Source organism: Corynebacterium nasorum (assembly GCF_030229765.1).
In the GTDB taxonomy this organism is placed as follows: domain Bacteria; phylum Actinomycetota; class Actinomycetes; order Mycobacteriales; family Mycobacteriaceae; genus Corynebacterium; species Corynebacterium kefirresidentii.
In genome coordinates this window covers 142,835-163,906 of the sequence record NZ_JASPGY010000008.1, presented here as the reverse complement: position 1 = coordinate 163,906, position 21,072 = coordinate 142,835, and the positions used below count along the sequence as shown (strand labels likewise).

Genomic DNA, 21,072 nt, shown 5'->3' with positions numbered 1-21,072 from the left:
GGCCCCAATCCTACCCACCGGGCCATCACAATTAGCCATCGGCCGCGTTTAGGGTGACAATGGTGGGCATGGATCAAAAGCCGAGCTTGCAGGAGATGATCGACGCGGTCATCAAGACCTTTATTGTCGCGCATGCGGATGACGGGGATGCGCACCTTGCGCAGGCCCTCGTCTATAACGCCGGACGCTTGGCGTGGCGCCTGCGCGAGATGGGCGTTGACGTGGAGCAAAAGACTTCCATCTCGGACGTTGTCACGGATGCAGACCGCGCGGCCGAGCGCTTCGTCGCGGGCGTGCTCGAGGCCGTGCGCCCGGAGGACGGCATCCTGGGTGAGGAGGGCGCCGCCCGCGAATCCCAGTCCGGCCGCACCTGGGTCATTGACCCAGTCGATGGCACCTACAATTTCTCTTCCGGCTCCGATTATTGGTGCTCTGCCCTCGCGCTTGCCGACGCCACCGGGATCACCCTCGGCGCCGTCCACCGCCCCGCCATGGGTTATACGTGGTTCGGTGGCCGCGACTACCCCACTTCTCTGGACGGCAAAGAAGTTTCCCGCCTTGCGGCTCAGCCAGCCAAGCAGATTTCGCTATCTACCTATTTGCACCCGACCTCGCTGATGGATGCGGATATCCGCGGGGCATGGCAGCGCGTGGCGGAAAACTTTGCTACAGTCCGTATGCTCGGTGCCGGTTCTGTTGACCTGTCCTCCGTAGCCGATGGCACGTGGGGCGCATGGATGCAGCATTCGGTAGCGGATTGGGATTGGTTCCCCGGCAAAGCTCTCGTTGAAGCAGCCGGTGGTGCCGCCCGCAAGGTAGAAGCCGGCGGTGTCGAATGGTGCCTCGCCGGCAATAAATTGGTAGTGGATCAGATGGAGGATTGGCTCCGTGGGTAAGTTCAAAGAAGACTTGGGCCTCGCGCTCGAGCTGGCGGGCCATGCCGATGTGGTAACCATGCATCGTTTCGAGGCCTCGGATCTTTCCGTTAAGGAAAAGCCGGATATGTCTCCCGTATCGGATGCGGACCTCACCTGTGAGAAGCAAATCCGCGAATCCCTCAAGCGCTCCCGCCCGCGCGATGAGGTGCTGGGCGAGGAATACGGCGGCGAGGCCTGTTATAAAGGCCGCCAGTGGGTCATCGATCCCATCGACGGCACCAAGAACTTCGTGCGTGGCGTGCCCGTATGGGCCACGCTCATTTCCCTCTTGGAAGACGGCGAACCGGTGGTATCCGTCGTCTCCGCTCCCGCCCTGCGCCGCCGCTGGTACGCGGCCAAGGGCGCGGGTGCCTTCCGCGTGTTCGGCGGCGAGCCGAAGCGTTTGAGCGTTTCCCACGTAGAAAAGCTCTCCGATTCTTCGCTGGCGATGAGCTCGCTTACCGGATGGGCTGAGCGCGGATTGCGCGATAAATTCCTCGCGCTAACGGATAAAACGTGGCGCCTGCGCGGCTACGGAGACTTCTGGTCCTATTGCCTCGTCGCCGAAGGCGCAGTAGATATCGCCGCCGAACCGGAGGTTTCCCTGTGGGACCTCGCTGCGCCCTCGCTCATCGTGACCGAGGCCGGCGGTACCTTCACTGACCTTGAAGGAAACCCCGGCCCGCATGGCGGATCCGGCGTAGCCTCCAACGGACTGCTTCATAAGCACGCCCTCGCCGCGCTACAGGGCTAGGGTCTTCTCCGCAGCTGGAGCAGCACCGGACCGCGGTGCTCGGTAGCTGCAGCGGAACAACCACCCGCCTGCGCGCAACTGCCGCAGCCGCCGGTGGGGCACGAAGTGAGCGATTCACGCACCAGCTCCGCCGTGCGTTCGAGGTGGGCGAGGATGATTTCCACGGTCCCCTGCCCTAACCCAGTAGCTTTTGCAATGTCAGCCGGGTTGGATTTTCCCTGTTTAATGGCCTCCTTGACCTGCTCCGTGGGGCTCATAGGAAGACCTTGAGGACTTGGAAAACTCCCACCGCCAGGATCCAGGCGGAGCCGAGTTGTAGGGCGAAGCCGATGAGTGTCCACTTCCAGCCTATTTCTCGCCGCTGCGCGGCTACCGTGGCTACGCACGGGGTGTAGGCCAGCAGGAATACCATGTACGCCCATACTGCCGCGAGCCCGTGCCCGCCAGAGGCCGCATCAAAATCAGCGCGGATATGGCTGGCCAGTGGGGATTCTGCTTGCTCTTCCGGTGCATCGTCAGTGACGTCTTCGACTGCGTACGTCTGTGCCCACGTGGAAATGAGGGTTTCCTTCGCCACGAATCCGGTGACCAAGGGTCCGGTCAGCGACCAAGAACCAAAGCCTGCCGGGGCAAAGACGGGAGACATTGCCTGAGCAACGGCACCATAGGCGGAATCCTGTGGCGGCACTGCCTCTTCGTTAAAGGAGTGCCCGCCGGTGACCGGGATGGACATGAGCAGCCAGATGACTACCACCGTGGCCACGATGATGCCGCCGGCGGTATGTAAGAAGCCCTTGAGGCGCACCCACATTACTGAGATGGTGAGTCTAAAGGTGGGCAGCTGATAGGCCGGAAGGTCGATAACGAGGGCTTCGGCCGGCATGGCCCGCCACACCGTGCGGCGCAGCGCCAGGCCTACCAACACCACCAAAGCGATGGACAGCACGTACATGGCAAATACCGCGGAACCGGCATGAGCAGGGAAAAATACCTGTGCCAGCATCATAAATACGATGAGACGCGCAGAGCATGAAGTAAAGGGAATAAGCAGGCAGGTGAGGATGCGGTGGCGGACGTCGCCAAGCACGCGCGTGGCTGAGATAGCCGGTACATTGCAGCCATAGCCCACCACGATGGGGATAAAAGCCTTACCCGGCAGGCCGATGGCGCGCATCACGCGGTCAGTGACCACGGCCGCGCGCGCCATATAGCCGGAATCCTCCAGCACCGCCAAGCACAAAAACATCAGCGCAAGAAGCGGCGCGAAGGTGAGCACCATGCCTACACCACCGATGAGACCATCCACCAACAAGCCTGTGAGCAGCCAGTTATCCGGGAGGATGCTGCGCGCAGCGGCGGAGACGGGGCCGGTGATGAATGCTTCTAATCCGTCCTGTAGCGGACCCGCGACAGTAGTGGTGATGAAGAAGACCGCCCACATCACCGCCAGAAACAGAATCGGCCCGAGCACTGGGTGCAAGACTAGGCGGTCCGCGCGGTGGCTGAGCGGTTCGCCAGTATCCGTCCGTGAAACGGCAGCTTTTTCCGCCGCGTCCAAATCCACAAAGCGCTGGTCTAGGTCAGCATTGGGCCGGATGGTCCGCGGATCAGTGTGCATTGCACGGGCAACCTCGCGCTCGAGCGCATCCAAGTTTTCACGCCGCCGACCGTTAACGCTGACCACCGGGATGCCCACCTCGTGTGAAAGCGCGGACGTATCGATGCTTATGCCCTGCTGCTTGGCGATGTCCTCCTTGGTCACCCCAATCACTACCCGGTATGGGTGCTCCGCAATCTGGAAAGCGAGGTTCAGTCCGCGCGCCGGCGCAGTGGCGTCCACGAGCACCACAACCACATCGGGGCGCTCACACGGCGGAGCCTCCACGAGCATATCGCGGGTAAATTCCTCGTCTGGGCTCATTGGATCCAATGAATAAGCACCAGGAAGATCAATGATGTCAAAGGCCTCTGGCTGCGCATTCCACAAGCCACGGCTTATCTCAACGGAGGTACCTGGCCAGTTTCCGGTCTGCACCTTCGCTCCGGTTAGCGCATTGAACAAGGTAGATTTGCCGGAATTTGGAGCCCCGACCAATGCGAGGACCGGCGTTCCCTCCTTCGCAATGCGCATCGAGGAGGTGGAATGGCAGCTCGGCGCAGCGGTTTTCCGTGCCATTATGCTGCCACCGGGATGACTTCGAGCTGGCGAAGAGTAGCCGCATCCACCGCATAGTGGGCGGTGCCTACGGTAACTAGGCGCGCGCCGCCGGCTACCTTGCGGCCGATCTGTACGCGCACACCTGGGCGGAAACCTAATTCCCGCAAGCGCAGCGCCAACGCCGGCCGCTCGTCGATGGCGTGCTGCAAGCAGCACTCAGGAAGTTCCACCAAAGCGTCTACCGGTGCCTGATCGGCGCGCATACACTCGGATTTTTCGCACCCCGGTTTGCGCCGGGTGCGGGACAATAAAGACAGCTGCAACATCGCGCGGTTACCTCAGTTCTCTCTGACCGGACCATGCCGGTGATATTAGCCACACCTAAGTAGCTACTAGATAAGGCTAACCTTAGTCCGCCTAAGCTTTTCACACAAGCGCCGATTAGTTGTGATTATCGGCACCGGGCAGGGACGCAAAAAGCCCGCTCCCCGAGCTGGGGAGCGGGCGAATGCCTCAGTACAGCTAGTCTTCAGGCAGCGTGAAACCGGCACCTACGCCACCGCGGCGGTTCATATCCGCCAAGACCGCATCCATATTGGTGGCAGCGGTCGGGTTATGAACCGGCCCCTGCAATGGGGTACGGCACGGGAAATTCACCGGCAGGAATCCACCGGAAATGGAACCAATGAGGCGGCCATTGACGAGCAACGGCGCACCAGAATCACCCATCATGGCGCAGACTTGGTTTACCTGAATCTTCTTTGCCTGCTGATAGGTAATACCGCAGGTCTTGCCGGTGGCAACGCCCTGCTTGCACACCTGCTGGCCCGGTTTGACGCCACCGCCTAGTTCATTGACAGTTACGCCATTGTAGGAACGGGACACCTTAGCCTTGGAGCCGAACTCAATAACGGCGTAGTCCAAGTCCTCGTTCTTGGACACCACGGTGCCCGTCGGGCCGATTTGCTCCGAATCAGCGGAGGTAACTGAATCGCCCACATTGCCGCAGTGCCCGGCGGTAAGACCCACCTTGCGGCCACCATTATCGTTGCCTGCCGCGGTCAGAGTGCACATCGTCTTGTCATTGACGTAGAGCGGGGTGCCTGGACCATAGAGGGACTCACCCTGATTCATGGCTGCAACAGACTCTTCTGGAATGCGTGGGGCATCAAACATGGAACCCGGCACACGGTGCAGGACGTAATCAGCCTGTGGCTTTCCGGCGGCTACCTTGGAAAATCCATCGTTTTTCCACTTATAGTTCGGATTGGTTCCCTTCGGTTTAAACTCCGGCTGGGTAGCCTGCTCCGCTAGACCGATGGGATTCGGATTAGTCATCGGCTCCGCGTACTGTCCTTGCTGCAGGTTCTGCTGCACGGCTTGCTGCGCGTTGCGCACAGAGGAATCCACGGCATCGGTAACATTCTTATCCACCTGCGGGGTCTGGATGCCGACCCCCGCTAGGTTATCGCGGACCTGGTTAATAATCCCTGCGGAGTCGAAATCCGGTTGGGGCAATTCCTGGGCGCCTGCGGCCGGGGAACCCAGGAAAAACGCACCAGCGAAAGCCGAGCCCACCAGGACTTTCTTAAGGTGCGGAATGCGAAGCATCAAGGTACCTACTTTCAGTTGTCAACATCGTGCAAGCTCGATAGTGGCACGAAAGAATTGTGGAAACAGCAAACTCGTGTGACTGTGTCCAAGCCGTTATATTTCTTCCAGACTTCGGGGGTGATCACCCCTCCCCTATCATGGAGAACATGCCCACACCGCTGTCCTATTCTGATGTCTCCGACTTTCCACAGCTGCATATGTCGCGGGTTATCGATGCTGACTTTGACGCCGCCGCACACCGACTTTTCCGTTGGTCAGTACAACGCAGCGGTCTTTTCCGTGTCCGCCCGACCCATGAGGTAGTGGAGCTGGGCGCGGAGGTTACCCTCGGCTTGGGGCCATTGAATTTTCGCTGCCGGGTTGTCGATGTCTTCCACGAAGACGGCCGCTGCGGATTCACCTATGGCACCCTCCCTGGACACCTCGAGCGCGGCGAGGAGACCTTCACCCTTGAGCGTCTGCGCGATGGTCGCACGGTGTTGCTTATCGACGCCGCCTCAGAGCCCTTCCTACCCTTCCTGTGCCCCCTTGTGGACGTGCCGAGGCGCCTGCTTATCAGCAGGCTATATCTCCACGCGCTGGACTAAGCGGCAACGATAGCCGCATTCATCTCGCCTTTAAGCTGTCCGTTCTACCTTTTGTGGTGCTCACCAGGAATTGAACATCAGGTCATGCTGGGAGCGGCAGCGGCTTAGGACAGCCGTGAGTTCGTCGACAAGCAGCACCTGTGGATCCTCTACTAAGGGTGCAACCTCTTCTCCCCCATCACGTTAAGAGAACTTTTTCCTCTACGGTATCCACAAAAGATCGGATGAATGCCGAGTATATTTCGATCAAATAAAGCCGCCTCCCTGTAAGGAGACGGCCCTTTAATCCGAAGAAAACGTGGATCTAATTCTTGCGTTTATCCTCGATGGATTCGCGTGCGTCACGAACAGCGCCCTTGACGCGATCGAAGAATCCGCCCTTCTTCGTGGTCTCTTCTTGGTACTCGTGAGCCTTATCTTCCACAAAGCCCTTAGCACGCTGGAAGGCATCACCTACGGCGCTACCTGCCTCCGATGCCTTCCCCTTCAGCTGGTCCAAACGCTCATTGCCAGCCTCGCCGGTGACGTCATCTGCTTCGTCTCGGTCATCGCCAGACATCTCTGGATCTACATCCAGATCATTGACAGAGGTTGGGGTCTCGCCCGAGGCTTCCAGATCAATGTTTGGCTGCTGTGGGGCAGAACCAATGTGTTCTTCCTTCGCCTCACCTACGATGTGCTGGCTCGGTGCATAGTCCGCGTTGTTCTCATCCAGCGCTTCCTGCAGGTCCGGCTGCTGTGGGGCAGAACCAATGTGCTCTTCCTTTGCCTCACCTACGATGTGCTGGCTCGGTGCATAGTCCGCGTTGTTCTCATCCAATGCTTCCTGCAGGTCCGGCTGCTCTGCGGCCTTGCCAACATGTTCTTCCTCCGCACCAGCGACAACGTGGTTCTGCGGCTCATACTTGCTTGCGGTGGGCTCATCTCCGTCCGCAGATGGCTTACCGACCGGCTTGGACAGGCCGGCAGCACCTGCGGCGCCCGCAGCAGCTGCACCAGCAGCGACACCCGCAGCCGCCCCGGAGGACTTGTCAGACTTAGCAGCTGAAGACACAGAATCCTCAGAAGCTAAGTACTTGTATTCGTTACGGTCCAAGTCGACCTCGTGGCCTAGATCGTTTGCCATTGCTACTTACTCCTTTTAATAGATTTATCTTCTTCCTTCTAGGGTTCCAGAAAGTTCAGGAGCGTGCACGGAAATGGGGATAGGAAAGCGTCTACCGGTGGTTGGATCAGTCATCTCTAAACACTCAACTTGGAAGGTTTCGCGTACGAGTTCAGCGGTCATCACCTCCTCGGTAGGCCCTTCGGCCACAATGCGCCCCTCACGCATGGCTACGAGTCGATCGGCGTAACGCGCAGCATGGACCATATCGTGGACCACCATGACCACTGTGGTCCCGGCACCATTGAGGTCTCGGATGAGCTCCAAGATGGACAGTTGGTGCGCAGGGTCGAGGTAAGTAGTCGGCTCGTCAAGCAAGGTAATTGGTGTTTCTTGGGCCAAGGTCATGGCGAGGAAAACACGCTGGCGTTGACCGCCGGAAAGGTCTGCAGCAGGGACGTCGAGAAGGTCGCTCACCCCAGCACGCGAGGCAGCACGCTCAACCGCTGCATGATCTCCGGCCCGCATCGTCGCTAGCGCCCCTGTATAGGGATAGCGGCCGTAGCCGATAACGTCGCGCACTAGTACCCCTTCCGGAGCCGCAGGGTGTTGTGGCAGAAAAGAAACTTCACGGGCAAAGGCACGCGAGGAATACTCACTAATTTTTTGGTCCGCGAGGTACACCGCGCCTGCGCTGGGCGTAAGTTGGCGCCCCAATGTTTTGAGAAGCGTCGATTTGCCGCAGCCATTCGGCCCGATCAGAGCCGTTACTTGACCGCTAGATAAGCGGAGATTTACATCTTTGACCACATCGGGACCACCGTAACCCACGGTCAATCCGCTACATGTCAATGTCATGTCTAGCCTCCATTTCGCACTCGGGTTAGCCTAGTCAATAGGAAAATGAAATAGGGTGCGCCAATCAGCGCGATGAGCGCGCCAACGGGGATTTCCGTGGGGGCGAAGGCCCAGCGACCGAACGTATCGCATACAGTCACGAGGGTCGCGCCGCCTAGGGCCGCCACGGGCATTTGCCGGCGCAGGTTCGAACCAACCATCAAGCGGGCAGCATGTGGGACGATGAGCCCGGCGAAGCCCAAGACCCCAGCCGCGGCGACTCCCGCTGCGCCGAGGATAACGGCCAAAGCTATTGCTATTAGGCGCCACATCTTGGCGTTCACTCCAATGCCGGCCATGGTGGAATCATCCAGTGCGAGCATATCCAGGTGTTTTGCCACCACCATCGCGGCGGTTAGGGCGAGAAGGATAAAGGGGGCGACAATAGTGGCGTCGCCAAGCGAGCGGGCGTAAAGCGAACCTTTCAGCCATGTCATGGCCGCTCCTGCCTCTGGCGCGGCGCGCACCAGGAGCAATTCGGTGATGGCACCCAGCCCAAAAGATACCGCCACCCCGGTAAGGGGCAGGCGCACCGGATCGCTTGCCCCGCGTCCGGCGAGAAGGAGAACCAACCCAGTTCCAGCCAACGCGCCGATAAAGGCGATAAAGGTCAGCAGGTGGGCCGGCAGGGCGCCTGCTCCCATAAGTACCGCAACGGCCGCGAGCCCACCGCCGGAGGTAATACCCACCGTATCTGGTGCGGCCAAGGGATTGCGTAGCGCGGATTGCAATATACAGCCAGAAACAGCCATGGCACTGCCCGCGCAAATACCCACCAAGATCCGCGGTGCGCGGTACTTCCATATGAGCGGATCTCCGGTGAAGAAGCCAGTGGTCACCTCGCCCGGCGATTTCATCACCGCACCGACGCCCATGCCGATAACTGCGCTCAATATCAACGCCAGGATGAGTCCTACTAGAACCCCTACAATTCTCTTATGCCGCATGTCTCCTCCTCCCTAGCGCATGGACGGACCACAGCACTAAGGGCATACCAGCCAAAGAAGTCACGATGCCCACTGGGGTCTCGGCTGGCGCCCAGATTGCCTGCCCAACCGAGTCGGCCACCAGAAGCACCGCTGCTCCTACAATTCCAGCCACACATAGCCCCATGCGATGGTGCGGGCCGCACACCCGCCACGCTACGGTCGCGGCCATCAGCCCCAAAAATCCAATCGGCCCGGTTGCGGCTACCGAAGGAGCAACGAGCACTACCGCCGCCACAATGGCGGCCAACCGAATGCGCTCCGGCTTCGCCCCCACAGCACCGGCCACGGCATCGCCAGCTACGAGCAAGTCCAGCGTTTTCGCACCGACTAAAGTCAAGGGAACCACGACCAGCACAGCGATCAGCGCGGGCATAATATCGCTTAGGCGTACACCGGCAAGCCGGCCAGAAAGCCACGACATCACCGTCGCCAGTTGAGCTTCATCCACCACCAGGAAAATGGAGGTCAAGGCGCTACACAGCGAGGAAACGGCAACGCCAACCAGAACCATGCGCTGGATCGCACCGCTCTTGCCGACGCCCACCGTCACCCCCACAGCAATCCCCGCACCCAGCAGCGCACCGGGCAGCTGGTCAACGCTCGAGGTTTCGCTTCCTAAAAACATTGCGGTTGCGACTGCACCGAGTGCCGCACCGGAGTTCACACCAGTGATGGACGGATCGGCGAGCGGATTCGCGGTTGCCGTGCGCAGCAATAACCCACCTACACCTAGTGCAATACCGACCACCGTGGTAGCAAGGAGACGGTCAAAAGCCACGCTATGCAGCTCTTCTTCTAACCACGGGGTATCAACTGGCACCTGAACATGGCGGAGCCGCCACCACCACACAAAGGCAGCGGCAGCGGTTGCAAGGACCAAGCAGACGCTGGCTTTAGTTCGAGGTGCCACTACTTTTCAGCGGCGATAATGTCATCGAGCATATGCTCGGCAGATAATGGCCCGCGGGCGCGCGACCAGATATCTTGGTCTACCTCTACGATGTCACCGCTGCCCTTGGCATAGGGCGTCTTTTTAAACGCTTCGACGTCCTTGTACATAAAGACTCGGTCAGCCTTCATTCCAGGGAGCTTATCGCCGGTCAGTTCCGCTACATCAGTCTTAGATTCGATAGAAGACTTCTCGCCTTCGAAGGCATAGTCATAGCCCACTTTACTCAGTAGCGACTGAGAGAAAGAGGGGTTGACCCAGGTATAGAGCATCTCGCTGGACCAGCCAGCCACGACAGCACGACTACCCGGCTTTACCGTGTCCTTGGTCTGAGCAATCTTGTCCTCGATGCGCTGACGGACATCTTTAGCCTTTTCCTCTTTGCCGAGTTTGGCCGCGATCTCATCCATCGAGTCCAGCACGTCCGAGTAAGTTTCATCTGGGTAGGATTCCGTCTGCGCAATCTCTTCCAGTTGCGGCATGATATCAGCTTGACGGGTAGGGCTAGCCAAAATCAGATCTGGTTCCAAAGACTGGATAACTTCTAGGTTCGGCTGCTTGGCTTGGCCCACGGAGGTCGCCTGACCTAACTGTCCCTTCAACGTAGTTGGTGCCTCCGACTTGCCGATTTCCACGATTCCCACTGGGTCCACATCGAGGGCCTTGAGAATTTCCTCATAGCGCCAATCGAGCGCCACAACTCGCTCGATTTTCCTATCTTCACCCGGTCCCTGAGAAGAATCAGAAGAACACGCAACAAGGCCTGCGCCTAGGGCTAGGGTGGCTACAAGTGCGATAACTGCACGCACATTCATGAAGTCTCTCTTTTGCATAGGCTTACCTTAGCTTTATAAGGGTTTACTGTCTAGAGCCTGATTGCTTCCCTCTCCATGACGGACCATGCAGCCACAGGATGAGTTCCATGAGGGATAGCGGTGAGGAGCGGAAACCGAAATCCGCTCTAGCCACGATCATCTACAGCCTCTGCGAACGAACTCCAAACTGCGGTCTTTGGTGTTCATCTTTCGAATGCTCTAGCCCTTGAGCACAGCGCGGGAAACGATGACGGGGGGCGTCGCTGAAAGGATCGTCCCAGATTTCTACATCGATACCGTAGGCTGCGGCTAAAATATCCTTCCGCAGTGCTTCCTTGGGAGTCCCCCGGGCTATGACCTCGCCGTTGTTCATAACCGCCCTGGTGTCGGAGTACTGACCAGCCAACATGTGGTCGTGCAGCACAACAACGACTGTCTTACCAGCGCGGGCTTGCTTGCGAACGAGCTCCAAAACACTAATCGCGTGGGCGGGATCAAGGAAGGTCGTAGGCTCGTCGAGCAGCGGCACCGGCGCGCCCTGAGCCAGAGCCAGTGCAAGCCGTGCCCATTGCCGCTGGCCGCCGAAGAAAACGAAAATGGCCCTCATCGGCGAATGGGGAGCAGTTCATCAATCTAGAGGGGCTAACTGTCATTGGCCTTACAACGGTTCCATATCTATAGGCTATGCGAAGTTTCCATAGCCAGAAATGGTGCTCACCCATAAGAACGCTGATACGACGAAAGCCGCGGCGAATGTGAAGGCAAAAGCACGCCATGATCGGTCGCTAAGCCGATCCTTTTTCAACATGTAGACAGATATGGCTAATACACCCAACACCACCAATGAAGGTAGAGGTAGCCCATAGAAGACGAAAGGTATTGGAAGCCATGTGGACAGGAGCACTCCGCCATAAAGGGTTGCGACGCCCAAGACAATTCCAAAAAGTATTCCCGGAATGATCGTTCTTTCTTTCACAACAAATTCCTTACCAATCAGTTTATCTTAATCAGGCCACCGTTTTTAGCCTGCGCATGACATTCATGGGCCTGACCCCGGAAATTAGACACGTCGGGGGGTCAGGCCCCAGTTTTCTATCTCCAAAGTAAACAGACCCAAACCGCTTTTGAGTGGCAGCTAGATGATCGGTGATTGTGAATTGTCTAGCCAGGCCACGATGTGGTTTTCGGCTTGTCTCGCGGACGGTAGTTTGTCGAGGCGGCGGTCTCCGTTATGGTTCGTGAGAAGAAGCGGGAAGTAGTTTCCCTTGGCATTAAACTTGACCTGGAGGGTCTCGCCGTGCGAATTCTGGTACGTAACGAAGCTAGCGGACGGAGCCTCCGACAAGTGAGTCAGCCACTTGGGTACGGCTTTGGCAGAGGCGTAACGTTGCTCGCCCAATACGGTAGACGAGGTGGAGATGTCAGTGGTTTCGTCGCCTTCCAAGATCGGAATGCCCAAATGCGGGACCGAAATGGCGATGCCCTGGTGGAGGCCGAGCGCTGAAAGTTTTCGGGCGTCGCTCGAGAGATTTTCCGTGGAGATGTCGATTTTGGCTTGGCCGGGAGCTGGTGGTTCAACCTGCGCCAACTGCGCAATTGCGTCGAGTGCCACCATAGACTGAGGTGTATCTTCGAGGGCGGTGATGGCCAAGTTAAGAGACTCGCGCTGCGACGTACTCGCCGTGTACAACTCGAGCGAGTCGGACTGATTCACTGAATCCAGCAGGATGCCGAGTATTTCGCCTTGGTAGGCGTAGATGGCCTCATCGATGGCGGTGGTGTCATGAATATTGCTCAGCAGGTGGTGGAGGTGCTCAGCGGCATCCGAGTCCATGGATTGGTCGTAAACTTTCGCATACAGTCGTCCGATGAGCAGCAGTGCGGAATCGCTATGCATAGTCTTTCGCTCCGTAAAAGTCGAAGGGGTACGGGTGGCTGATCTTCCCGGCGAGGGGGTTTCGATCCTGTGGAGCGGAAAGCCATCCGGTGATGGCGCTGAGCACTTCGGCAGGCAGGCGCACTTCTTCCCCTTCTGCTGCAGCGAACCTGTAGCTGAGGGCGCCGGGTTTGTCAGCGTTTCCGTCAAGTCGCTCGGCCAGCTCGAATATTGTCAGCGCAGTGATATCTGCAACGAATCTGATTGCGTCATCAGATGACAGGGGCCCTGTTTCCTGGATTCGCGTGTGAAGCTGTTCCATGGTTGGCGTGACGATGTCTTCGAGGTCCGATTGAAATTGCGTCAGCTGTTCGTTGGTGGGCTGCGTTAACACTCTTATAACACTCCAGGGTTCCACGGGATATTTGTAGGTTGAGACAAGCCTTGTTGCTTGAGCTTCTCGATACCATAATCGGTTAGTGCTTCCGCTTCAGATTGGCTGAATCCGACCGAGGTGTGCGCCTCTACCTCGATGGCTCTCACTTCGTTCCGAGTATAGGTATCGACGTCAGGACCGAAATTCTTGGCAAAATCATCATATCCGCGTCGTTGTGCTGCAGTGATCTCTTTGTGAAGCGCAGATCCGGTTGCGGGATTGCGCGGTGCAGGATTTTGAGACTAGTGCACCAAATGGCGATTTCAGCATAAAACGAAAGAGACCCCTACCAGCGTTTCCACTGGTAGGGGCCCGGAAGTTGGTAGCGGGGGCAGGATTCGAACCTACGACCTCTGGGTTATGAGCCCAGCGAGCTACCGAGCTGCTCCACCCCGCGTCGAGATGACTTCCATCATCTGCGCTTGAACAGTACGTTAACACTAAGTGTATTCGCTCTGTCCTGGCGACTCATGTAACTATACATAGGGAAAGGCACCTACCCAAATCCGCTGGGCAGGTGCCTTAATCGCTGCTTTTAAAGAGTGAAAGAACTACTTTTCCGTCTTCTGATAAGACTCAACTGCCTTATCGAGTTCATCCAGGGCGCGGCCGTATTCCTCGAAGGAACCATCGCGAGCATCCTCTAGGCCCTTCAAAGCCTTGTTGATGTCATCGATGGCGCCTGCCTGGTCGGAAGAGGAAGGAGCGGAGGCTGGGGCCGACTGCTTATCTTCCTTGGCATCCTTCTTATTCTTGTCGTCCTTGGTGTCGGTCTTTTCGCCAGAATCGCCGTCGACTTCCTCAATATTCTGAGCAGCCTTGGCATCGATTCCAACTTGTTCAAGGGCATCACCGATAGTGGGGGCGTAGCCTACGCGGCCCTTATAGGACACGAGTACGCGCAGCAGCTTCGGGAAGGCAGAGGCCTGGTCCTTGCGCTGCGAGTAAATCGGCTCAAGGTACAGGATTTCGCCATCACCTACTGGCAGGGCCAGCAGGTTACCGTTGTGCAAGTCGTTAGTGCCTTCCCACAGGGTGCGGTCTCGGGCGACCTGGTCAGAAGACATCATCGCATCCTGCGCCTGCTTCGGGCCCTGAGTCTGCGTATTGGTCGGCAGCACCCGCACGGTGATATCGCCATAAGTTTCCGGATCGGAGGAGACAGCCATGTGTGCGGACAGGAACTCGCGGTTCAAGCCGCGATAAGAGGTCGTCAGCTGGAAGCTGGGCTTGCCGGTCTCTGGATCTGCGGCCATCACGTAGTAAGGCGGCTGGTTGAGCTGGCGAGATTCCTCCGCAGTGGGGTCATTCGGCACGGACCAGAAGGCATCGTTGTTGAAGAATACATTCGGGTCATCCACGTGGTAGCGCGCCAGCAGGTCACGCTGCACCTTGAACATATCTTCCGGATAGCGGAAGTGCTGGCGTAGCTCGTCAGAGATTTCTGCCTCTGGCTTGACGACGTCCGGGAAGACTCCCTCCCAAGCCTTGAGCACTGGGTCATTCTTATCGAACTCGTAGAGATCCACGCTGCCGTCATAGGCATCGACGGTGGCCTTTACCGAGTTACGGATATAGCCCACTTTGTCATTGACAAGGCGTTGGGTCGTGCCATCAGGATTGAGGGTGTCCTGGGTGGCGTCGGAAAGCGAAGCGCGCTGGGAATAAGGCAAGGACTCCAAAGTGGTATAGCCATCGACGATCCACTTCAGGCGGCCATCCACTACGGCCGGGTAGGTAGCAGAATCGGTGGTCAGCCACGGAGCAACCTTTTCCACGCGCTCGCGCGGGTCGCGGTCGTAGAGGAGCTTTGACTCGCTGCCGACGCGGTCAGAAAGCAAGAAGTTCAGCTCGCGGTACTTGGCGGCGTACATAGTGCGGTCGAAGATATTGCCAATGCCGACGCCACCCTTGCCGTCATAGGTATAGGTGGAGCTATCGGTGTCATATTCCACCGGGTTATCGCCAGTCTTGCCGGTAATGGCGTAATCCATGCCATCGGCAGCGCCAGCAATAACCGGGCCATAGTAGATGCGCGGCTGGTCTACCTTGATGCCCAGAGACTTCTCGGCGTCTTGGGTTTCGCCTTCGCCCTCCGACTCACCGGCCTGGGTCTGCAGATCAGAAACGGTAAAGATGGGGAAGCCTCCGCGGGCAGAGCCCGCATCGCGGGCTACCTCATCGACCTTATTGGCCTGCGCTGCCACAAAGCCATTGCCGTGGGTGTAGACGGTATGACGGTTAATCCAGTCGGACTGATTCTCCCGCAACTCATTTGGATCCAGCTCGCGCGCAGCAACGACGAAGTCACGCTTCTTACCATCGATCTCATAGCGGTCCATCGATAGCGTCTCTGGGAAGCCGTAGAAATTCTTCAGCTGCTGCATCTGGGTGAAGGTAGGAGAAAGAATCTCCGGATCCAGCAGGCGGAGGTTATTGATGGTGGCGTTATCAGAAGCCACCTTGTCATCAGAGACCTCGTCCCCACCCCAGTTGTCTTCATAGGTGACGTGGTCATCGGTAAGCCCATAGGCATAGCGCGTGGCCTCAATATTGCGGGCGATGGATTCTTCTTCCTTTGCCTGACGGTTTGGCTGCACGGAAAAACGTTCCATCAGCAGCGGCCATGCCTGGCCGATAACCAGCGAGGACAGCAACATCAACACCACGGCCAGACCCGGGATGCGCAGGTCCTTAATGACGATGGCCATAAACAACGCCACCGCCACAAAGACGCCAATGATCATCAAGATGATTTTCGCCGGCAGGTAGGCATGAATATCGGTATAGGAACCACCGGTAAAGAGATCGTGCTGGGCATATAGGAGCTCGTAGCGCTCCAACCAGTAGCCGATGACCTGAACAACCATCCACAGGCCGGCAGTAATCGCCAGCTGCAGGCGAGCCGAGTGGGAAATGGAGCCGCGAACTCCTGCGGCCTTATTGCCAATGCGGATGCCACCCAGCACATAGTGACCGAAAAGCGCGATGAGGAACGCCAAAATCAACAGGATAGATAGGGTGCTGACCACCATCTTCAAAACCGGCAACGTGAAGGCATAGAAGCCTAGGTCGTGGTGGAACTGGGCGTCCTGTTGGCCGAATTCCTGGCCGTTTAAAAATAGCAGGACCGTGCGCCAATTAGCCTGGCCGATGAAACCGGCAATGATGCCCACGATGGCGGGGATGACCTTGAAGAAGACGCCCATAGACTTTTCAATGGACTTGCGGTACTGATACACCGGCGAGTTCAAGTCCCCAAGGTCGAGCGAATCCGGACGCCCGCGCCAGGCAAAGAAGCCCGCGGCCCACACCACGGCAGCGGCGATGAAGCCGAAGATGATAAAGAGCACTATCCGCGCAATAATCGCGGTGGTGAAGACGTTCCGGTATTCAATCGCACCAAACCACCTCCAATCCGTGTACAGGCCCACAAACATGGGGCCGATGAACAAAAGGAGGGCAATGATGGCCGCAATGATTGTCGCGACCCGCGGGGGCCGCTTCAACGGGGCGGCTGGTGTGGATGACCCTAAGGACAACGCCAGCTCCAATCAAATAGTGCGAATTTAAAACCTGTAGACTTCTTCCAGCTTAAGGAAGCAATACACAGATAACGAATAAGGATGTTTATGAGTTCCCCCGAATTATCACAGCCAGCTTTAAACCGCGCGATGACCGAAGCCGTGGAATTCGTCCATGCAGAGGGCTGGGACGCCCGCCCCACTATCTTCGCGCTCGTTCCTACCCACTTGGTAGCAGACCAGCTTGCCGCCCTCGATGAGGAAGATGCGGCGCCGCTTACCCTTATCGTGCAGGATAATGTGCCTGAAAACATTGAGCCCGGTTCTGAGCAGTTGGCCGACTATGTCTCCCGCTTGGCTTGGCCGCGGGAGGTGGCCGGCGTCATCCTGGCCCAAGAGATTAGGTTCCGCGATACCTCCAGCGAGGACCCCTCCCCTCGCCCGGCGCGCCTGTTTTCCGGTGCGCTGCGTGAGGAAGGGATTGAAACCACATTGCTGCAGCTGCGCCCCACCGAAGAGGAGTTGGAAGCAGCCGGGCCATTCGCGGAGGATGACATCCAGCTGCGCGGCGGCCCCCAGGTAGCACCCGGGATTATCGCGGCCCTGCGCTATGGGCTGAGCCAGGACCCGGATGAACTAGATTAGACTGGAAAGACAATTCTCGCTTGCGACTAAGGAGCAGTTTCCTACCGTGCGACGCTTTACTCTCACTCGCCTGACCGCTACCCGCGCTACCGCAGCAGCACTCCTGCTGGGGGTAGGCGTGAGCGCTGCCGGCTGTTCCTCGGATGATGCCGCGCCTGCCGACGTCCCCGTAGATACCACCACTGCCAGCGCCGAGTCCGCTCCCACTGCGGCGGATGCCACTGAGGAAACCAGCACCGCATCCAGCTCCAAGTCCGCCGCTGAATCCAGCATCGAGTCGAGTGCGGCGGCGAGCTCGGAGGCGGCGTCGGAAAGCACAGAGCCTGGGAGCGAAAAAATGGAAAAGTCTGTGTCCAAGGCCTATGACATCTTCGCGCCCGTGGCACCGCAAGAGCTTTTCGCGCACTTCGATCGCTGCGATTCCACGGGCGGGGATGACTCGTATAACTGCTCTGGGCCGAAGGTAGGCCAGTTCCAGTTCTTCCGCTCACACTCCAAGGCAAAGCAGACCACGCAGGTGCTTACTGAGCTGCGCAGCTCGCAGGTCATTGAGGATAGCGGCGACCGCGTTGTGGGCTGGTCCACGCTGGGCACCACGGCGGTTATTACCGTGGTGGACAATAAAGAAGGCATGGTCATGCAGCAGATGATCTCCTCAGACCAGGAAGATCCGGAAGAGAAGATCAAGGAACTGGGCCTAGCTAAGTAGGCCGCTTATTGGCAGGTTTTAATTTCCTTGCCGTCCGCGAAGTCTTTCATCGTGGATACCGCTTCATCCAGGTTGGACACTTCCGCGATGGGCATGTCCCCGTGGTCGCTCGCCGCGGCTTCGGAGCAATTATCTTGTGGCGCCAGGAAGAGTTCCGCGCCGGCTGCGTGGGCGGCGGCGATTTTATGTTGGATGCCGCCGATGGGGCCCACCTTGCCATCTTCTTGAATGGTGCCGGTACCGGCCACAAATTTGCCGCCCGTGAGGTCTTCTTCGCTGAGCTTATCGATGACCGCCAGGGTAAACATCATGCCAGCGGATGGACCACCGATATCCTGCAGGTTGTATGTGACCTCTATATCGTCTTTAGGGACCGAGAGCATGGCGATGCCCAGCATCGCCTGCCCCTTCTGGTGGGGGTTCTCCCCTAGCTCTATTTCTTCTTCGTGCTTTTTGCCGCCACGCTCCACGGTCATCGTGACCTTATCGCCGGGGCTCTTTTCCTTGATGATGTCTTGAACCTCACCCGGCTGCGAGACTTCCTTGCCCGCCACGGCGGTAATGACATCATCTTTTTTCAGTTTGCCCTGCGCAGCACCCTTATCCAGCACCTCTGCGATGGAGATCTTTACCGGCAAATGCAGGTAGTCCATGGCTGCCAGAGTCGCTGCGGACTCGGACTGAGTAAAGGCCTGCTTATTGGACTCTTCTACTTCTTTATCGCTCATGTTCTGCGGGATGACGGTATCGATGGGCACGATGGTGTCATCGGTCATCATCCAGCGTCCCAGCGCCTGGGCCAAGGTCATATTGGTACGCACGGAGACCGTAGTCATGTTGAGGTGACCATCCGTGTCATAGGTTTTCGGGGCTTGAACGTCAACGACCTGGGTGCCGTCTACCTCCCCCAATGTGTCTACCGTGGGGCCTGGGCCTTCGGCAGCATAGGGGACGGTCAAAGACACATCGGTGCCGGGAATATGGTCAAGCGATACCAACGCACCGGTTAAGACGACGGGGATAGCACCCCAGGCGATGGTGCGGACGCGACGGCTAGCAGGAGAATTCACGAATCACTACCCTACAACCTTTGCCGTCGTGTTCGCTGTCAGCGTAGCAGGGATCATGGAAACTAGCCGGATGGTGTCGGTAGATTAGGACGCATGAGCAACGGATTCGGTTTTTCTTTCCCCAATAATGATGACGACGATAATGACGGACGTCGTGACCAGAACCCGTTCGGCGCATTCGGCGGCGCTAATGGTGGCGGCCTCGGTGACATGCTGAACCAGTTCGGTCAGATGCTGTCCGGCATGGGCTCTTCTATGAACTCGCCGGAAAATTCCGGCCCTGTTAACTACGACATGGCCAAGCGCATCGCCCTGCAGCAAATCTCCCAGTCAAAGGGTGTGAGCGCGGACGATACCAAGGCAGTGGAGGAATCCGTCCGCCTAGCGGAGCTGTGGCTCGATGACGCCACCTACCTGCCCACCGCCTCCGGCACGGCCAAGGCGTGGGATTCCAAGCAGTGGTTGGAAGAAACCATGCCGGCCTGGCAGCGCATGGTCACTCCGGTGGCGGAGCATATGAATGATGCCCAGATGGAATCGATGCCGGAAGAAGCCCGCGAGATGATGGGCCCGATGACCAAGATGATGAGTCAGATGTCTGGCATGAACTTTGGCATGCAGCTCGGTCACGCCTTGGGTGATTTGGCTGCGCAGGCGTTGACCGGCTCTGATTTCGGTCTTCCCATCGCCCCGGCCAATACCGTGGCACTATTGCCACAGACCATTCAGAAGGTCGCCCGGGAGCTCAATATTCCTGGCCAAGAGGTGCTGGTCTATATTGCAGCGCGCGAGGCCGCGCGGCAGCGCCTGTTCAAGCACGTGCCGTGGTTGGTAGAGCGCATCGTCTCCTCTGTGGAGGAATATGCCATCGGTCTGGTCATTGACACCTCCCACTTGGAGGAAGTCACCCGCGAGCTCAACCTAGAGTCCGGCGATCCCCAGGCAATCCAGGATGCGATGAGCAAGCTGCAAGGCATGGACCTTTCCCCACGCATCACGTCCAAGAACACTGCGGCAGCCTCTCGCCTAGAAACCCTACTAGCATTGGTGGAAGGCTGGGCCGAGCACGTCGTCACAGAGGCACTGGGCGAGCGCATCCCATCCACCTCGAAGCTAACCCAGGCATGGGCGCACCGCCGTAGCACTGGTGGTTCTGCCGAAAACGCCTTCAGCAAGGTCGTTGGTATCGAGCTCAACGCCCCCAAGGTTTCTGAGGCCGCTGAGTTGTGGCGCCGCGCTACCGTTGCCGTGGGTGCGGAAAAGCGCGATAAGGCGTGGGACCACCCGGACTTCCTGCCAACTGCAGAGCACCTAGATAACCCTGCCGCCTTTATCGACTCCCTATTGGATGACGGCCCTGATGAGGGCTTTGAGGAAGAGTTTGCCAAGCTGGAGGAAATGCTCAAAAACGGTGAGGATTCCTCTGCTACTCAGGGCGATGAGACCGGGGAAGCCGATGGTCAAGACGAGCAGAAAGAAAAGGGCAACGAGGACGACGAAAACTAGCAGCCCCAGCGCTGGTAGGCCTCAAGATAGCCCTTCGCCCGCTCAGCGTGGGGCGCCCTGTCCGCCCACTGCCAAAAATCCCGCCCGTGGCGCGGGATGAAGGTGTGGGTGAGCTCGTGAATGATTACCGAATCCAGCACATAGTCCGGCACGTGTTGTAGCCGGTCGCTCAGCCGAATATTCGCGGTGGAGGTAGTACAGCTACCCCACCGCGTATTTTGATTGCTTACCCAACGAATAGAGCCGATGGTAGCGCGGCTGTCTAAGAAAGCCGCGTTAAGCCGCCGAGCACGCTCTTCTAATTGCGCGTCCGAGCGGCGGCTACTGCCCTGTTTCTTTTCTACCCGCGCCAACATATCCGCCACTGCCTCGCGTTCATCGCGAGCGGACATCCAGGCGGGGATGCGTACCTCGAGTACCCCGGAGACCATGCGAGCCTGCACGGTTTTCTTCCGCTTGGCGGAACGAATGACTTTGACCTCTGGGGTTTGTGGTGCGGGGGGCTGCGTGCTCGACATGAC

Annotated in this window: 21 protein-coding genes and 1 tRNA gene; 6 read left to right on the top strand and 16 right to left on the bottom strand. The window is 58.2% G+C overall.

Annotated features, from left to right (window positions below):
- The first annotated feature begins 59 nt into the window (after positions 1 to 59).
- Both QP904_RS09730 and hisN read left to right on the top strand, forming a co-directional pair.
- Positions 60 to 896 (top strand): inositol monophosphatase family protein, encoded by an 837-nt coding sequence (locus QP904_RS09730; RefSeq protein WP_023020827.1) that lies wholly within the window; start codon positions 60 to 62, stop codon positions 894 to 896.
- Positions 889 to 1,671, top strand: coding sequence for a histidinol-phosphatase (hisN, locus tag QP904_RS09725; protein WP_023020826.1), 783 nt, complete (start codon positions 889 to 891; stop codon positions 1,669 to 1,671). The genes QP904_RS09730 and hisN overlap by 8 nt, the downstream gene beginning before the upstream one ends.
- On the opposite strand, the gene QP904_RS09720 is transcribed toward hisN, so the two are convergent.
- The 4 genes from QP904_RS09720 to QP904_RS09705 form a co-directional block, all read right to left on the bottom strand.
- Entirely contained in the window at positions 1,668 to 1,928 is a 261-nt protein-coding gene (locus tag QP904_RS09720) for a hypothetical protein (protein ID WP_023020825.1), read from the bottom strand. The two genes, hisN and QP904_RS09720, sit on opposite strands and share 4 nt — an antisense overlap.
- On the bottom strand, positions 1,925 to 3,847 hold the full coding sequence (gene feoB, locus QP904_RS09715) for a ferrous iron transport protein B (protein ID WP_023020824.1): 1,923 nt from the start codon (positions 3,845 to 3,847) through the stop codon (positions 1,925 to 1,927). Before feoB ends, QP904_RS09720 begins: the two co-directional genes overlap by 4 nt.
- Positions 3,847 to 4,092: a FeoA domain-containing protein gene (locus QP904_RS09710; protein ID WP_084279013.1), complete on the bottom strand. Its 246-nt coding sequence runs from the start codon at positions 4,090 to 4,092 to the stop codon at positions 3,847 to 3,849. Before QP904_RS09710 ends, feoB begins: the two co-directional genes overlap by 1 nt.
- Positions 4,093 to 4,351: 259 nt before the next feature.
- A complete protein-coding gene (locus QP904_RS09705; RefSeq protein WP_284835982.1) occupies positions 4,352 to 5,440 on the bottom strand; it encodes a S1 family peptidase in 1,089 nt (362 codons plus the stop codon).
- Positions 5,441 to 5,589: 149 nt separating this feature from the next.
- On the opposite strand from QP904_RS09705, the gene QP904_RS09700 reads away from it, so the two are divergent.
- Positions 5,590 to 6,030 carry a DUF1990 family protein gene (locus QP904_RS09700; protein WP_284835981.1) on the top strand — a complete coding sequence of 147 codons (441 nt, stop codon included), beginning with the start codon at positions 5,590 to 5,592 and terminating at the stop codon, positions 6,028 to 6,030.
- Between the two features lie 304 nt (positions 6,031 to 6,334).
- Here the strand turns inward: QP904_RS09700 and QP904_RS09695 are convergent, their stop codons facing one another.
- From QP904_RS09695 to QP904_RS09650, 10 genes are all read right to left on the bottom strand, one after another.
- Positions 6,335 to 7,156, bottom strand: a complete 822-nt coding sequence (locus QP904_RS09695) for a kinesin (RefSeq protein ID WP_284835980.1) — start codon at positions 7,154 to 7,156, stop codon at positions 6,335 to 6,337.
- A gap of 24 nt (positions 7,157 to 7,180) precedes the next feature.
- Positions 7,181 to 7,993 (bottom strand): ABC transporter ATP-binding protein, encoded by an 813-nt coding sequence (locus QP904_RS09690; RefSeq protein ID WP_284835979.1) that lies wholly within the window; start codon positions 7,991 to 7,993, stop codon positions 7,181 to 7,183.
- A gap of 2 nt (positions 7,994 to 7,995) precedes the next feature.
- Positions 7,996 to 8,979 (bottom strand): FecCD family ABC transporter permease, encoded by a 984-nt coding sequence (locus QP904_RS09685; RefSeq protein WP_284835978.1) that lies wholly within the window; start codon positions 8,977 to 8,979, stop codon positions 7,996 to 7,998.
- Complete coding sequence (locus QP904_RS09680; RefSeq protein WP_198010448.1) at positions 8,969 to 9,901, bottom strand: FecCD family ABC transporter permease; 933 nt, start codon at positions 9,899 to 9,901, stop codon at positions 8,969 to 8,971. The genes QP904_RS09685 and QP904_RS09680 overlap by 11 nt, the downstream gene beginning before the upstream one ends.
- 29 nt (positions 9,902 to 9,930) lie before the next feature.
- The gene (locus tag QP904_RS09675; protein ID WP_023020815.1) at positions 9,931 to 10,803 is read right to left on the bottom strand and encodes an ABC transporter substrate-binding protein; all 873 of its coding nucleotides are present in this window, start codon (positions 10,801 to 10,803) and stop codon (positions 9,931 to 9,933) included.
- A gap of 142 nt (positions 10,804 to 10,945) precedes the next feature.
- The gene (locus QP904_RS09670; RefSeq protein ID WP_023020814.1) at positions 10,946 to 11,392 is read right to left on the bottom strand and encodes an ATP-binding cassette domain-containing protein; all 447 of its coding nucleotides are present in this window, start codon (positions 11,390 to 11,392) and stop codon (positions 10,946 to 10,948) included.
- A 528-nt stretch (positions 11,393 to 11,920) separates the two neighbouring features.
- A complete protein-coding gene (locus QP904_RS09665) occupies positions 11,921 to 12,682 on the bottom strand; it encodes a hypothetical protein (RefSeq protein ID WP_284835977.1) in 762 nt (253 codons plus the stop codon).
- Positions 12,675 to 13,055, bottom strand: a complete 381-nt coding sequence (locus QP904_RS09660) for a hypothetical protein (RefSeq protein WP_023020811.1) — start codon at positions 13,053 to 13,055, stop codon at positions 12,675 to 12,677. Before QP904_RS09660 ends, QP904_RS09665 begins: the two co-directional genes overlap by 8 nt.
- 362 nt (positions 13,056 to 13,417) lie before the next feature.
- Positions 13,418 to 13,494, bottom strand: a tRNA-Met gene (locus QP904_RS09655).
- A 154-nt stretch (positions 13,495 to 13,648) separates the two neighbouring features.
- Positions 13,649 to 16,639 (bottom strand): UPF0182 family protein, encoded by a 2,991-nt coding sequence (locus QP904_RS09650; RefSeq protein ID WP_200288036.1) that lies wholly within the window; start codon positions 16,637 to 16,639, stop codon positions 13,649 to 13,651.
- A gap of 90 nt (positions 16,640 to 16,729) precedes the next feature.
- Here QP904_RS09650 and QP904_RS09645 point away from each other — a divergent pair, with 90 nt between their 5' ends.
- Positions 16,730 to 17,266, top strand: coding sequence for a PPA1309 family protein (locus QP904_RS09645; protein WP_023020808.1), 537 nt, complete (start codon positions 16,730 to 16,732; stop codon positions 17,264 to 17,266).
- A gap of 46 nt (positions 17,267 to 17,312) precedes the next feature.
- Positions 17,313 to 17,975 carry a beta-N-acetylglucosaminidase gene (locus tag QP904_RS09640; RefSeq protein WP_200288038.1) on the top strand — a complete coding sequence of 221 codons (663 nt, stop codon included), beginning with the start codon at positions 17,313 to 17,315 and terminating at the stop codon, positions 17,973 to 17,975.
- A gap of 5 nt (positions 17,976 to 17,980) precedes the next feature.
- On the opposite strand, the gene QP904_RS09635 is transcribed toward QP904_RS09640, so the two are convergent.
- Positions 17,981 to 19,045, bottom strand: a complete 1,065-nt coding sequence (locus QP904_RS09635; RefSeq protein WP_284835976.1) for a YlbL family protein — start codon at positions 19,043 to 19,045, stop codon at positions 17,981 to 17,983.
- A gap of 93 nt (positions 19,046 to 19,138) precedes the next feature.
- Between QP904_RS09635 and QP904_RS09630 the strand changes: the two genes are divergently transcribed.
- The gene (locus QP904_RS09630; RefSeq protein WP_023020805.1) at positions 19,139 to 20,551 is read left to right on the top strand and encodes a zinc-dependent metalloprotease; all 1,413 of its coding nucleotides are present in this window, start codon (positions 19,139 to 19,141) and stop codon (positions 20,549 to 20,551) included.
- Here QP904_RS09630 and QP904_RS09625 read toward each other — a convergent pair.
- Positions 20,548 to 21,069: a M48 metallopeptidase family protein gene (locus QP904_RS09625; RefSeq protein WP_023020804.1), complete on the bottom strand. Its 522-nt coding sequence runs from the start codon at positions 21,067 to 21,069 to the stop codon at positions 20,548 to 20,550. The two genes, QP904_RS09630 and QP904_RS09625, sit on opposite strands and share 4 nt — an antisense overlap.
- Between the last annotated feature and the right edge of the window lie 3 nt (positions 21,070 to 21,072).

What these genes read in the sequence shown, in the direction of transcription:
- QP904_RS09730 (WP_023020827.1), top strand. Translation starts at nt 60, where the DNA reads ATGGTGGGCATGGATCAAAAGCCGAGCTTGCAGGAGATGATCGACGCG.
- QP904_RS09720 (WP_023020825.1), bottom strand. Translation starts at nt 1,928, where the DNA reads ATGAGCCCCACGGAGCAGGTCAAGGAGGCCATTAAACAGGGAAAATCC.
- feoB (WP_023020824.1), bottom strand. Translation starts at nt 3,847, where the DNA reads ATGGCACGGAAAACCGCTGCGCCGAGCTGCCATTCCACCTCCTCGATG.
- QP904_RS09710 (WP_084279013.1), bottom strand. Translation starts at nt 4,092, where the DNA reads ATGCGCGCCGATCAGGCACCGGTAGACGCTTTGGTGGAACTTCCTGAG.
- QP904_RS09705 (WP_284835982.1), bottom strand. Translation starts at nt 5,440, where the DNA reads ATGCTTCGCATTCCGCACCTTAAGAAAGTCCTGGTGGGCTCGGCTTTC.
- QP904_RS09700 (WP_284835981.1), top strand. Translation starts at nt 5,590, where the DNA reads ATGCCCACACCGCTGTCCTATTCTGATGTCTCCGACTTTCCACAGCTG.
- QP904_RS09695 (WP_284835980.1), bottom strand. Translation starts at nt 7,156, where the DNA reads ATGGCAAACGATCTAGGCCACGAGGTCGACTTGGACCGTAACGAATAC.
- QP904_RS09690 (WP_284835979.1), bottom strand. Translation starts at nt 7,993, where the DNA reads ATGACATTGACATGTAGCGGATTGACCGTGGGTTACGGTGGTCCCGAT.
- QP904_RS09685 (WP_284835978.1), bottom strand. Translation starts at nt 8,979, where the DNA reads ATGCGGCATAAGAGAATTGTAGGGGTTCTAGTAGGACTCATCCTGGCG.
- QP904_RS09675 (WP_023020815.1), bottom strand. Translation starts at nt 10,803, where the DNA reads ATGCAAAAGAGAGACTTCATGAATGTGCGTGCAGTTATCGCACTTGTA.
- QP904_RS09670 (WP_023020814.1), bottom strand. Translation starts at nt 11,392, where the DNA reads ATGAGGGCCATTTTCGTTTTCTTCGGCGGCCAGCGGCAATGGGCACGG.
- QP904_RS09665 (WP_284835977.1), bottom strand. Translation starts at nt 12,682, where the DNA reads ATGCATAGCGATTCCGCACTGCTGCTCATCGGACGACTGTATGCGAAA.
- QP904_RS09645 (WP_023020808.1), top strand. Translation starts at nt 16,730, where the DNA reads ATGAGTTCCCCCGAATTATCACAGCCAGCTTTAAACCGCGCGATGACC.
- QP904_RS09630 (WP_023020805.1), top strand. Translation starts at nt 19,139, where the DNA reads ATGAGCAACGGATTCGGTTTTTCTTTCCCCAATAATGATGACGACGAT.
- QP904_RS09625 (WP_023020804.1), bottom strand. Translation starts at nt 21,069, where the DNA reads ATGTCGAGCACGCAGCCCCCCGCACCACAAACCCCAGAGGTCAAAGTC.